The organism is Streptomyces sp. NPDC032198, assembly GCF_040636975.1.
In the GTDB taxonomy this organism is placed as follows: domain Bacteria; phylum Actinomycetota; class Actinomycetes; order Streptomycetales; family Streptomycetaceae; genus Streptomyces.
On record NZ_JBEZVL010000004.1, the window covers coordinates 209,527 to 221,584 of the forward strand.

At 71.8% G+C, this 12,058-nt stretch carries 12 protein-coding genes; 7 read left to right on the forward strand and 5 right to left on the reverse strand.

The features are described 5' to 3' along the window. Window positions 1–13 precede the first annotated feature (13 nt). Genes AB0E78_RS11905 through AB0E78_RS11915 form a run of 3 tightly spaced genes read left to right on the forward strand, consistent with a single transcriptional unit; the run spans window position 14 to window position 2,862 of the window. Window positions 14–928 carry an adenosine kinase gene (locus tag AB0E78_RS11905; protein WP_361830886.1) on the forward strand — a complete coding sequence of 305 codons (915 nt, stop codon included), beginning with the start codon at window positions 14–16 and terminating at the stop codon, window positions 926–928. Between the two features lie 45 nt (window positions 929–973). Further along, window positions 974–1,918, forward strand: coding sequence for an aldo/keto reductase (locus AB0E78_RS11910; protein ID WP_361830887.1), 945 nt, complete (start codon window positions 974–976; stop codon window positions 1,916–1,918). Next, window positions 1,915–2,862 (forward strand): phosphotransferase, encoded by a 948-nt coding sequence (locus tag AB0E78_RS11915; RefSeq protein ID WP_361830889.1) that lies wholly within the window; start codon window positions 1,915–1,917, stop codon window positions 2,860–2,862. Before AB0E78_RS11910 ends, AB0E78_RS11915 begins: the two co-directional genes overlap by 4 nt. Before the next feature lie 18 nt (window positions 2,863–2,880). Here the strand turns inward: AB0E78_RS11915 and AB0E78_RS11920 are convergent, their stop codons facing one another. Beyond that, window positions 2,881–4,383: an alpha/beta hydrolase gene (locus tag AB0E78_RS11920; protein WP_361830891.1), complete on the reverse strand. Its 1,503-nt coding sequence runs from the start codon at window positions 4,381–4,383 to the stop codon at window positions 2,881–2,883. Between the two features lie 211 nt (window positions 4,384–4,594). On the opposite strand from AB0E78_RS11920, the gene AB0E78_RS11925 reads away from it, so the two are divergent. Continuing rightward, the gene (locus tag AB0E78_RS11925) at window positions 4,595–5,662 is read left to right on the forward strand and encodes a YncE family protein (protein WP_361830894.1); all 1,068 of its coding nucleotides are present in this window, start codon (window positions 4,595–4,597) and stop codon (window positions 5,660–5,662) included. An 86-nt stretch (window positions 5,663–5,748) separates the two neighbouring features. Here the strand turns inward: AB0E78_RS11925 and AB0E78_RS11930 are convergent, their stop codons facing one another. Then, a complete protein-coding gene (locus tag AB0E78_RS11930; RefSeq protein ID WP_361830897.1) occupies window positions 5,749–7,059 on the reverse strand; it encodes an MFS transporter in 1,311 nt (436 codons plus the stop codon). A 68-nt stretch (window positions 7,060–7,127) separates the two neighbouring features. On the opposite strand from AB0E78_RS11930, the gene AB0E78_RS11935 reads away from it, so the two are divergent. Then, window positions 7,128–8,447: an aminotransferase class I/II-fold pyridoxal phosphate-dependent enzyme gene (locus AB0E78_RS11935; RefSeq protein WP_361830900.1), complete on the forward strand. Its 1,320-nt coding sequence runs from the start codon at window positions 7,128–7,130 to the stop codon at window positions 8,445–8,447. 82 nt (window positions 8,448–8,529) lie between these two features. Beyond that, window positions 8,530–9,069 (forward strand): GNAT family N-acetyltransferase, encoded by a 540-nt coding sequence (locus AB0E78_RS11940; RefSeq protein ID WP_361830903.1) that lies wholly within the window; start codon window positions 8,530–8,532, stop codon window positions 9,067–9,069. A 10-nt stretch (window positions 9,070–9,079) separates the two neighbouring features. On the opposite strand, the gene cynS is transcribed toward AB0E78_RS11940, so the two are convergent. Both cynS and AB0E78_RS11950 read right to left on the reverse strand, forming a co-directional pair. After that, a complete protein-coding gene (gene cynS / locus AB0E78_RS11945; RefSeq protein ID WP_361830906.1) occupies window positions 9,080–9,550 on the reverse strand; it encodes a cyanase in 471 nt (156 codons plus the stop codon). A 55-nt stretch (window positions 9,551–9,605) separates the two neighbouring features. After that, window positions 9,606–10,199 (reverse strand): carbonic anhydrase, encoded by a 594-nt coding sequence (locus AB0E78_RS11950; protein ID WP_361830909.1) that lies wholly within the window; start codon window positions 10,197–10,199, stop codon window positions 9,606–9,608. Window positions 10,200–10,331: 132 nt separating this feature from the next. On the opposite strand from AB0E78_RS11950, the gene cynR reads away from it, so the two are divergent. After that, a complete protein-coding gene (gene cynR / locus AB0E78_RS11955; RefSeq protein ID WP_361830912.1) occupies window positions 10,332–11,219 on the forward strand; it encodes a transcriptional regulator CynR in 888 nt (295 codons plus the stop codon). Here the strand turns inward: cynR and AB0E78_RS11960 are convergent. Further along, window positions 11,197–12,042 carry an aldo/keto reductase gene (locus AB0E78_RS11960; protein WP_361830915.1) on the reverse strand — a complete coding sequence of 282 codons (846 nt, stop codon included), beginning with the start codon at window positions 12,040–12,042 and terminating at the stop codon, window positions 11,197–11,199. The genes cynR and AB0E78_RS11960 overlap by 23 nt on opposite strands. Window positions 12,043–12,058: the final 16 nt, after the last annotated feature.

Here is a 12,058-nt window from a genome sequence, read left to right on the forward strand (position 1 = left end):
CCGAGGAGCGTCCGTGCCCACTGACACCGAGATCGACGTGCTGGTGCTCGGCGGCGCGGGCGTGGACTCGATCGTGTACGTCCCCGAGCTGCCCCTCCCCTACGCCGACAGTTACATGGTGCCCGCGATCGAGACGCGCGCCGGGCAGACCGGCGACTTCGTCGCGATGGGAGTACGGGCGCTGGGGCTGCGCACGCATCACATCGACCTCATCGGCGCGGACCACGAGGGCGACCTGGTCCGCGCGCTGCACCGCGAGCGCGGCATCCCTTTCACCGAGGCTCTCCAGAGCAACGGCACCAAGCGCGCGGTGAACCTCGTCGGCCCCGACGGGCGGCGCCTCTCGCTGTACGACAACAGCCGTGCGCAGGGCACCGACCGGCTGCCCCGGGCGACGGTCGAGGCCCTGGCCGCCGTGAGCCGGCACGCCCACGTCTCCCTCACCCATCCCTGCGCCTTCGCCCTGCCCACGCTGCGCGCGGCGGGGGTGAGCATCTCGACCGACCTGCACGACTGGGACGGAGCCGAGCCGTACCACGAGGCCTTCGCGCACGAGGCCGACCTCGTCTTCCTTTCGACGGCCGCCCTGGCCGACCCGGAGAAGACCATGCGTCAGATCGCCGCGCGGGGCCGGGCCCGGACGGTCGTCGCGACGGCCGGGGCCGAGGGCGCCCATCTCCTCGTCGACGGCGAACTGTCCCACGTGCCGGCCGCCACACCCCCCGCGCCGGTGGTGGACTCCAACGGCGCCGGTGACGCCTTCGCCGCGGCCTACCTCTTCGGTCTGCTGGCCGGCGAGCCACCCCTGCACTGCGCCCGCTACGGCGCGATCGCCGGCGCGTACGCCTGTACCGTCCCGGCCACGCGCACCGACGTCATCGGCAGGGAGCGACTCCTCTCCCTGGTCGCCGGACCACCGCGGGCCTGAGCGACGATGGCCGGGTCCACCACGGAGCGAGACGGAGGAAGAGACATGGCATCGCGGACCGATGTGCACACCGGTCGTGTGCTGTACGGGTGCATGGGACTCGGCGGCACCTGGGACACCACGCCGTACGCCCCCGAGGACATCGACGCGGCCGAGGCCGCCGTGGAAGCAGCACTTGAGGCCGGCATCACGGTGTTCGACCAGGCCGACATCTACCGGCACGGCAAGTCGGAGGCGGTCTTCGGCGAGGTGCTCGCCAGGGCGTCCGGACTGCGCGAACGCATCGTCCTGCAGACCAAGTGCGGCATCCGCCTGGCCGAGGGCGACCGGCCCGGTCTGTACGACCTGCGGGGGCCGACCATCGTCCAGCGCGTCGAGGAGAGCCTCACCCGGCTGCGCACCGACGTGATCGACGTCCTGCTCCTGCACCGGCCCGATCCGCTGACCGGCCCGGAGGAGATCGCGAAGGCGCTGGCCTCGCTGCACGGGCAGGGTCTGGTGCGCCGGTTCGGCGTGTCGAACATGAGCGCCGCGCAGATCGCGCACCTGCGCGCGCACCTCGACGTACCGCTGGTCGCCAACCAGCTGGAGATGAGTCTGGAGAGCCGTGACTGGGTCGAGGCCGGGGTGCTCGTGAACACACCGGCCGCCGCCGACAGCGGCTTCCCGCACGGGACCCTGGAGTACTGCGCCGCCAACGGCATCCAGCTGCAGGCCTGGGGAGCCCTCGCCCGGGGCCGCTTCACCGGCGGTGGCGAGACCCCGACCGCACGGCTCGTCGCCGATCTCGCCGCACGCAAGCGGACGACCCCGGAGACGATCCTGCTGTGGTGGCTCCAGCGCCATCCGGCGCGGATCGCCCCCGTCATCGGCACCAGCCGCCCGGACCGCATCCTCGCCTGCCGGGACGCCGTCCACCGCGAACCCGAACTCACCCACGAGGAGTGGTACGACCTGTGGATCACCGCCCGGGGCGGCCCGCTGCCGTGACCGAACCCGCCGTCGAAGTCCAGCCGCTCGTACGCCGGAAGGCCCACAGCATGGGAGCCCTCGGCGAGCGGTGGCTGACCGAGCTGCCCGCTCTCCTCGGTGATCTGGAGCGGCGGTGGTCCATCGGGGTCGGGGCGCCGCTGCCCGGCGGAACCACCTCGTACGTGGCGCGGGCCAGGACCCGCGAGGGGCGGGACGCGGTGCTCAAAGTCTCCCTTCCCGCACCGGACTTCGCGGGCCAGGTGCGCACCCTGCGCCTCGCGGAGGGCCGGGGGTACGCGCGACTCCTTGCCCATGACCTCGGTCGTCACGCGATGCTCCAGGAGGCGCTCGGCCCGTCGATGGACCGCGTCGGCCTCGCTCCGCGGCAGCAGATCGAGACGCTGTGCGTCATGCTGCGCAGCGCCTGGCGGGTGCCCCGCGCCGCGGAGCTCACCGTCGATCCGGCCGAGGAGAAGGCCCGCACGCTGGGCGATCTGGTCGCACGGTTGTGGGAGAGCCTCGGCCGCCCCTGTTCGGAGCGGGTGGTGACCCGGGCGCTGGCGTACGCCGGACGTCGCGCCGCCGCATTCGACCCCGGCCGTTGCGTCGTCGTGCACGGCGACCCGCACCCCGGCAACGCGCTGCGGGTCCTCGCGCCTCGGGCCGGGGCCGATGCGGGCTTCGTCTTCGTGGACCCGGACGGGTTCCTCGCCGATCCCGCGTACGACCTGGGGGTCGTGCTCCGCGACTGGTGCGCGGAGTTGAGGGGCAGGGACCGGGTCGCGGCCGGTTCTCTGCTGCGGTCGTACTGTGCGCTCCTGGCGGACCGGACCGGGGTGGACGGGCAGGCGGTCTGGGAGTGGGGCTTCCTCGAGCGGGTGTCGACCGGGCTCTTCGTGCTCGGTTTCGGGGCGGAGGAGCTCGGCCGGCCGTTCCTCGACACCGCGGAGCTGCTGGCCTGACCCTGCCGGGTCCGGTGGCTAGGCGCAGTAGGTGTCGCGCCCCGGCCGCTCCCCCGTCGCCAGGTAGCGGGAGACGGTCCGGTCGCCGCACTCGTTGCCGTTGTCGAGGTAGGCGTCGTGGCCGGTCGAGTTCACCGTGACCATGGTGGCGCGCTTGCCCAGGGCCGTACGGAGTTTGAGGGCGCCGCTGAGCGGGGTCGCCGGGTCGCGCTCGTTCTGGACGAGGAGGATGGTGGACGGGCCGGTGTCGGTGATCCGCACCGGTTCTTCCTTCGGCTTGTAGGGCCAGGCGGCGCACGGCATCGCGTTGCGCGGCATTCCCGCCGTCAGGGGGTACTTGGCCCGGCTCTCGGCGACCCCCTTCTCGTACGCGCTCGCCGACTTGGGCCACTCGACGTCGTTGCAGAGGACCGCGGAGCCCACCGCGACGGCGTTCTGCATCATCGCCTCCGGCGGTCCCTGCGGCGCGGGCGGCACCGTGCCCTTCTGTGCGGCCAGGATCAGCTCGGCCAGCTTGGGGAAGCCATCGGGGTCGTAGAGCGTGTTCAGCAGCGTCTGGCGCAGGACGTTGCCGTTGAGCTCCTCGGGGTTGGCGCCGGGCCAGGGGAGCGGCTCGCGGTCGAGCTCGGCGGCCAGTTCCAGGAAGAGCGGGCGCACTTCGGCCGCCGTTGCGGCCAGGCGGCGCGGATTGCCCGGCGCCGAGGCCCATTTGGCGAACTCCGGGAAGGTGTCCTCGACTCCCCGCTCGTGCGCGGCCACCCAGGCCCGGGAGACCCGTGTGGGGTCAGGGTCGTCGTTGCTGTCCAGGACGACGCGGTCGGTGCGGTGCGGGAAGAGCTGGCTGTAGACCGCCCCGACGTAGGTGCCATACGAGACACCCCACGCGGAGAGCTTCCGCTCGCCGAGCGCCGCCCGGATGCGGTCGATGTCGCGGGCCTCGTTGGCGGTGGTGATGTGGCGGATGAGGTCGCCGCCGTTGCGTGCGCAGGCGTCCGACATGCGCTGCGCGGTGGTCATGTTCTCGCTGATGGAGCCGTCGGCGGCGGGCCAGGGGCGCAGTCTCGACGTGGCGAGGTCGGCGTGTTCGAGGCCGCAGCTCACCGGGGTGGAGCGGCCGAGGCCGCGGGGGTCGAAGCCGATCAGGTCGTACGTGTCCCGGACCGCTTGCGGCAGCTTCCGGCCCTTGCCCGACGGGGTGTCGAGGCCGAGTCCGCCGGGCCCGCCGGGGATCAGGAACAGGGCGCCTCGGCGTGCCTCGGGGTTCTCGCTGGGGATGCGGGAGACGGCGATGCCGATCTGCTTGCCCGTGGGGTCGGCGTAGTCCATCGGGACGTCGACGGTGGCGCACTCCTGGCGGGGGTCGAGGCCGCTGCCCTCGCACGGCTGCCAGTCCAGGGGCTGGGCGGTGGAGAGAGCGGTGGGGGCGGCGGGAGTTGAGGCCGACGCGGCCAGCGGTGCGGTGAGGCTGAGGACGGCCGCCGAGGCGGCGAGCAGGGCGGCGTTTCGCTTGATCTTCGTCATGGGGAAGATCCTCGCCGCCCTCGCCCGGCCGCCACATCCTCCCAACTGGCCTACTCGGCTGGGGGTTTGCCCTTGCCTTCCCCCTAGGGGAGAGAGGGTCGGATGTGGCGGGGGCCACACGATTGAAGGCGCGAAGCTTAGGTTAGGCTAAGCTAAGTTATCGGGTGATCGCCTCTCTTGGAGGCGCCTCAGTCAAGGAGATTGACGCAGCATGACCTCTCTCACCTGCCGCATCCGCCGTACCGCCGCAGTTGCCGTGGCCCTCGCCGCGGGCAGTGCGCTGGCCCTGACCGGTACCGCGTCCGCGCAGCCCGGTCAGTCCTCCGGCAAAGCGTCCGGCTCGACCGTCGAGTCCGCGCCGCTCGTGAAGGGTCTCTACCAGTCCGCGTACTCCGAGCGGAACAACGTGCTGTGGGCCACCTCCGCGGTGGGCCGGCCGCCCGTCACCAACTCCAGCCTCCTGAAGGTCGACCCGCGCACGCTCAAGGTGAAGGACAGTTACACGCCGCCGGTGACCAACGCCGAGACCGGCGCCGTCGAGGCGGTCTACGGAATCGCCGTAGACGACGAGCACAACACCGTCTGGACGACGAACACCCGCGACAACTCCGTCGCCGTCTACGACCAGCGCACCGGCAAGCACCTCGCCTCGCTGCCCGGCGTGAACCACGCCCGTGAGGTCGTCGTGGACACCCGGCACAACACGGCGTGGGCGAGCAGCTTCGGCGACGGCACCGTCGTCGCCTTCGACACCCGCACCTTCAAGGAGAAGAAGCGCGTCACGGTCGAGGGGTCGACCCCGGCCGGCCTGGCCGTGAACGAGCGGACCGGCGCCGCGTACGCCGCCGACCTGGGCGGCGACCGGATCATCGAGATCACCCCGAAGGGCGAGAGCCCCCGCCTCATCCCGACCGGCGACGGCCCGATCTCCGTCGCGCTCTCCAAGGACGGCCGCACCGCCTACACCGCCGACCAGGCCGCGGGCGGTCTCTCCGTCGTCGACCTCAAGAAGGGCACTGTGAAGAAGTCCGTGCCGACCGGCGCGGGCGCCCTGTCCGTCGCCACCGACCGGCGTTCGGGCAAGGTCCTGGTCGCCAACCGGACCCCCGGGACCGTCACGGTCGTCGACCCCGCCAAGGGCGCCGTCGTCGAAACCCTGGCCACCGGCGCGAACCCCAACCACATCCAGGTGGCGGGCGGTACGGCGTTCGTCGTCGACAAGTCCGGCACCGGCCCCGAGGGCCAGGACCAGGCGCACCGCATCCGCATCGGCCGCTGAGCCTCCGCGGACCCGAACACGGTTCCTCACCTCTTCGTCCGCCCGCCACGATCACGTGGCGGGCGGACGTCTTCGCGTACGGCGGGTCACGACCCGAGCCGCTGACCGCGTTCACCGCGTTCACGGTCGGGCAGCGCGCGCGGCACATCCACCGGTCCGCGCGGCCGGAGCGGCCGCTTGCGCACGAGACGGCTCTGCGCCGCGACCGTCACGATCACACCCGCGCCGAGCAGCGGCCAGGCCAGGGGCCCCGCGGCGATCACGGCGGTGACCAGGAGCGGTCCCCCGCTGCGCTGGGCCGACGACGACAGTCCGTGCACACCGAGGTAGGCACCTTGGGCGTCATCAGGGGCGAGCGCGATCGAGAGCTCCCAGGACGCGATGGCGTGCAGTATCTCCGCGAAGGTGAAGGCGATCGCCGCGAACACGAGCGCGATGACGGCCGGCCAGGTGCCACCCGCCACCGAGACGGTCATCGCGGCGCAGCCGACGACGAAGCAGGCGGCGAGGGGCACGAGGAGCCTTCGGGCCCCGTCCGGCGTACGTCCGAAGCGGGACAGCGGGACCTGGCAGCAGACGACGAGCACGCAGTTGAGGACCATGAGCAGCGGCGCGAGGCCGTGCGGCGCGTCCGTGGCGTGGACGATCCACAGCGGGATGCCGACCTGGAGCACCGCGTCGTCGAGGAACAGCGCCGCCTCGGTGGCGGTGAAGAGGAGGTAGCGGCGGTCGCGCCACGGGTTGGAAGGAGGCGCGGGGAGCGCGGGCGCCGCGGAGTCCGTGACCACCCGGGACGGCGAAGGCGGTTCCGCGCAGCGCAGGGTGAGGAACGCGGCGACGAGGAAGCTGAGCACGTTCCCGACGAGCAGGGCCTGGTAGGCGTGGGTGGTGCCGACGGCGAGCGCGAGCGCCCCCGCCAGGCCGCCGATGGCCCAGCCCGCGTTGGACACCGTGCGCTGAACCGCCTGGTACTTGGTGCGGTCCGGGCCCGCGATACGGGCGGCGTACAGCTTGGTGAGGACGTTGGCGCCGCGGTCGGCGAGGCTGTTCACGGCCGAGTACAGCAGGAGCAGGGAGAAGTTCTCCGTCGTCAGCAACGCCAACAGGGCCGCGGCCTGGAGGAGTTGGGAGCCGATGATGACGCGCGTGACGGCGAATCGGTCGGCGAGGTGTCCCGCGAGCGGCGCCCCCGCGATGCCCACGGCCCCCGAAGCTCCCATGAGCACGCCGACCTCGGCGACGGAGAGCCCGGTGACCAGGGTGAAGTAAAGGGCGGCCGCGCCCATCCACAGCCCGGTCCCGGCCTTGTTGATCAGGGCGATCCAGAGCATGCGGCGCCCGTCGAGGCCCCCCGGTATGCGTGCGTACAGTGCGACCCGCCGACGGCTGAGGCTCACCACTCCCCCTTGGTTTCCCACTTGATCCGACCTTGACCCGACTTTTGTATTGATACATACTCAGTTACGTGGCAGCACAATATGCGATCAAGGGCGCGACCGCCAAGGGCATTACCTCGTCGGTCGAACAGGCCGTGGCCGAAGGCGGGTTGGGTCCGGGCGACGCCCTGCCGCCGGTGCGCAGGCTCGCCGATGAGCTCGGGGTCAGCGCGGGGACGGTGGCGACGGCCTACAAGGAGCTCCGGCAGCGCGGGATCGTGGTCACGCGCGGGCGTGGCGGAACGGTGGTCGCCCAGGCCCCCGCGGTCGGGGCGCGCCGGCCGCCGAAGGTGCCGCAGGGGGTGCGCGATCTGGCGGGCGGACATCCGGACCCGGCACTGATGCCGGTACTGCTGCCGCCCGAGCGAGTGGCACCCGTCAGCGGTTCGCACCGCGGTTCGCCGCGCCGCGCGGGGCTCGAGGAACTGGCCCGTGAGTGGTTCGCGCGGGACGGGATTCCGGACAGCCGGGTGACCTTCGCGCACGGGGCCCTCGACTGCATGGCACGGCTGCTCTCCACGGAGCTGAAGCCGGGCGACGCGGTGGCCGTCGAGGACCCGGGATTCCACCATCTCCTGGACCTGGTACCGGCGTTGGGCCTGCGCATGGTGCCGGTCGCGGTGGACGACGAGGGGATCAGGCCGGAGGCGTTGCGCGGCGCTCTGCGGGCGGGCGTCAGGGCGGTCGTGTGCAGCCCGCGCGGTCAGAACCCGGTGGGCGGCTGCTTCTCGGAGGCCCGGCGCGACGCCCTGCTCGAAGCACTCGGCGGCTTCCCGGAAGTTCTGGTCATCGAGGACGATCACAACGCGGAGGTCGCGGGGGCGCCCTCGCACTCGCTGGCGTCCGGCGGGCTCGAACGGTGGGCCCAGGTGCGGACCGTGTCCAAGCACCTGAGCGTCGACCTGCGCTGGGCGGCCTTGGCGTGCGACGCGACCACGCTGGCCCGGCACGAGGGGCGGATGCTGCTCACCTCGGGATGGGTCAGTCATCTGCTGCAGGAGACGGTCGAGCGTACGATGACCGATCCTTCGGCGAGGGCGCTCGTGGGGCGGGCCGCGCGTGTCTACACCGAGCGGCGCGAGGCGCTGACCGGTGAGCTCACGCGGCGCGGGATCGCCGCACACGGCGCGAGCGGGCTGAACGTGTCCGTGCCGGTGCGGGACGAGTCCGCGGTGGTCAACGGACTGCGCTCGCGGGGGTGGTGGGTGGCCGCGGGCTCACGCTTCCGCATCGCGACGCCCACGGCCGTACGGGTCACGTCGGCCACGCTCGAAGTGGCGGAAGCGGCACGTTTCGCGGATGACTTCGCCGCGGTACTCGGCGAGTCCGAGGCCACGTACGGGGGTTGAGGGCGGTCAGGGCCGTGGGGACGGGACAATGGACGCAGCTGCCACCGTTCCACTCCCCCGAGCCCGACCCCCGAGGTGCCCGATGATCAGCTGGCGTCGACTCGACGAAACGGACTTCCCCCTGCTGCGGCAGTGGCTGCGGCAGCCGCACGTCGCGCGCTGGTGGCACCACGAGACCTCGCCCGAGGCGGTGGCCCGCGACTTCGGCCCGGCGGCCCGCGGCGAGGAGCCATCGGAGGACCTGCTCATGCTGCTCGACGGCGAACCGTTCGGCCTCGTCCAGCGCTACCGATTCGCCGACTACGCCGAGGACCTGCGCGAGTTGGCCCACCAGGCGGAGATCCCTCAGGAAGCCATGTCCGTCGACTACCTCATCGGGGACCCGCAGCGGATCGGTCAGGGGCTCGGCACCCGCATGATCCAGGAGGTCGTCCGGGCCACCTGGACCGACCACCCCGACGCCACCACGGTGCTCGTACCCGTACACGTGGGCAATCGCGCGTCCTGGCGCATCCTGGAGAAGGCGGGCCTGCGGCGGGTCGCCGATGTGTCGCTGGAACCCGACAACCCCATCGACGACCGCGCCCACTACCTCTACCGGATCGACCGCCCGGAGCTCTGAGTCCGGCCCGTCAGAAAGGCTTGGTCGGCAGGTACTTGCCGTCCAGGGTGATGACGGCGCGCTCACCGCCGTCGGGGTCGGCGACCTTCTTCACGTCCAGCTTGAAGTTGATCGCGCTGATGATGCCGTCGCCGAACTCCTCGTGGACCAGCGCCTTGAGCGTGGTGCCGTAGACCTGGAGCATCTCGTAGAAGCGGTAGATCGTCGGGTCGGTGGGGATACCGCCGTGGATGGAGCCGCGCGTCGGGATGGTCTGGAGCAGCGTCGCCGCGTCGGCGTCCAGGCCCAGGAGCTCCGCGACGGCCTCGGCGGCGGGCTTCGGCAGGGCGTGCTGGCCGAGCACGGCGGCGGTGACGAAGGCCACCGAGTAGCCGGTGACATCGGCTATCCGCTGCCAGGACAGGTCCTTGCGCACCTTGGCCTCGACGGCGGTGACGGCCAGGGTCTGGCGGGCGGCGGGGTCGAACTGGGCGTGCTGCATGAGAAGACTTCCTTACGTGGTGGGGTGGTGAGGTGGTGACTTCGTGACGTGGTGCTCAGGCGGCGCGAGCGGCCGTGTCGAGTTCCTCGACCGTGCCGGTGGGGATGTCGTAGACCCAGCCGTGCAGCGTGAGCGCGTCCCTGAGCAGGGCGCGGGCCACGGAGGGGTGGGTGGCGAGGTTGGCCAGCTGGGCGCGCACGTTCTCCCGTACGAGGTCACCCGTCAGTTCCGGACCGGCCGCGTCCCCGGTGGCGCGGGCCCGGGAGGCGTCCGCGTGCCGCAGCCAGTCGGCGACGGCCGGCAGCCCGCTCAGGTCGTGCTGTTCGGCGAGGGCGGTCATCGCACCGCAGGCGGAGTGTCCGCAGACGACGACATCCGAGACTCCCAGGACGGCGACGGCGTACTCGATGCTCGCCGCGACCCCGTCCGCACCGGGCGTGTAGGCGGGCACGAGGTTGCCGGCGGTCCGGATGACGAACAGCTCACCCGGTTCGCTCTGTGTGAGCAGTTCCGGCACCACGCGGGCGTCGGAGCAGCTGATGAAGAGCGTCGTCGGCCGGTGGTTCCCCGCGAGGCGGGTGAAGAGGTCCGCCTTCGCCGGAAAGACGTCGCGCCGGAAGCGCGCGACACCCTCGGTGAGGTCCTGCATGGTCACTCCCTTCAGTTGTGTGGGGGCGTCGGGCCCGGCGGGTCCGACGAGATCCACCATGCATGACCTGTACCTATAGCGTCCAAGACGCATTTCCCATGCCTGCCATCGATGACATCTATAGTTGGGGTCATGGCTCTGGAACTGCGTCACCTGCGCTATCTGCTCGCCGTCTCCGAACACGGCAACTTCACCCGCGCCGCCGAGGACCTGCGCATCTCGCAGCCGACCCTCTCCCAGCAGATCAAGCAGTTGGAGAAGTCACTGGGCGTCCAGCTCCTGGACCGCACCGGCCGCACCGTGCGCCTGACCGACGCCGGTGAGGCCTACGTCCCGCACGCGCGCCGCGCCCTGCGCGACCTCGCCGCCGCCGAACGTGCCGTTCTCGACGTACAGGACCTGAGCCGCGGTCATCTGCGCCTGGCGATGACGCCGACGTTCACCGCCTACCTGATCGGCCCGCTCGTCGCGCGGTTCCACGAGCGTCATCCCGCGATCAGCCTCGACGTGCGCGAGATGAACCAGGACGGCATCGAAGCCGCGCTGCTCGCCGATGAACTCGACCTCGGCATCGCCTTCAGCGCGGACCACCTCCCCGGGATCGCCGCCACGGCGCTGTTCACCGAGACCCTCGGCCTCGTCGTCGGCTCCCGCCACCCGCACAGCGGGCGCGCGGGGGCGCTACCGGTACGGGAGATGGCGGACGGCGTCGAACTCGCCCTGCTCAGCGGCGACTTCGCCACGCGCGGACACATCGACGGCTACCTCGCCACGCACCGCGTCCAGCCTCGCATCACCGTGGAGGCCAACTCGATCAATGCCCTGACCGAGATCGTCCGGCGCACCGAGCTGGCGACGGTCCTGCCCGATGCCCTCACCCGCGACCACCCCCACCTGCACCCCGTCCCGCTCGCTCCCGCCCTGCCCGCGCGCACGGTGGTGCTCCTGCGCCGCGACAGCGCCTACACCAGTGCCGCGGCGCAGGCGCTGACCCGGCTCATCCGGCAGTGGGAAGCGTGATCCGGTCGAGGCGCTCGCGCTGCCCGGCGCTCAGCCTCAGATCCGCCGCGGCGACGTTCTCCGCCAGGTGGTCGAGCGAGGCGGTGCCGGGAATCGGCAGCACGACCGGCGAACGGTCGAGCAGCCAGGCCAGCGCGACCTGCGCCGCCGTGGCGTCGAGTTCGGCCGCGACGGCCGAGATCTCGGCCGTGGCCGCCGATGCCGCCGGGTGGACAGGCCGCCAGGGCAGGAAGGCGATCCCCGCCGCGTCGCAGGCGTCGAGCACGGCCTCGTGCTCGCGGTCGAGCAGGCTGTAGCGGTTCTGCACGCTCGCCACGTCGGCGATCCGCCGTGCCTCGTCGAGTTCGTCGACGGTGACCTCCGAGAGGCCGATGTGGCCGATCCTGCCGTCTAGTTGGAACTCCCGTAGTGTGCCGAGCTGTTCGGCCAGCGGCACCTTCGGGTCGAGGCGGTGCATCTGGAGGAGCCCGATCCGCTCGACACGCAGCCGACGCAGGGCCTGCTCGACCTGCTCACGCAGGAACTCCGGCCGTCCGTTGACCGCCGCCTCTTCGCCTGGGCTTGGCCGTTCGATGGCGACCTTGGTCGCGATCAGCAGGTCGTCGGGATACGGATACAGCGCCTCGACCAGCAGTTCCTCGTTGGCGCCCCACCCGTACATGTACGCCGTGTCGATCAGTGTGATGCCCAGCTCGACGGCCCGCCGGGCCACCGCGATGGAGGCCTCCCTGGGCGCCCCGGACTCGGTCGCGAGGCGCATCGCCCCGAACCCGATCCGGCGCACGCCGATCTCACCGCCGATACGGAAGGTGCTCGATGTCATGTGTAGCGTCCACCCC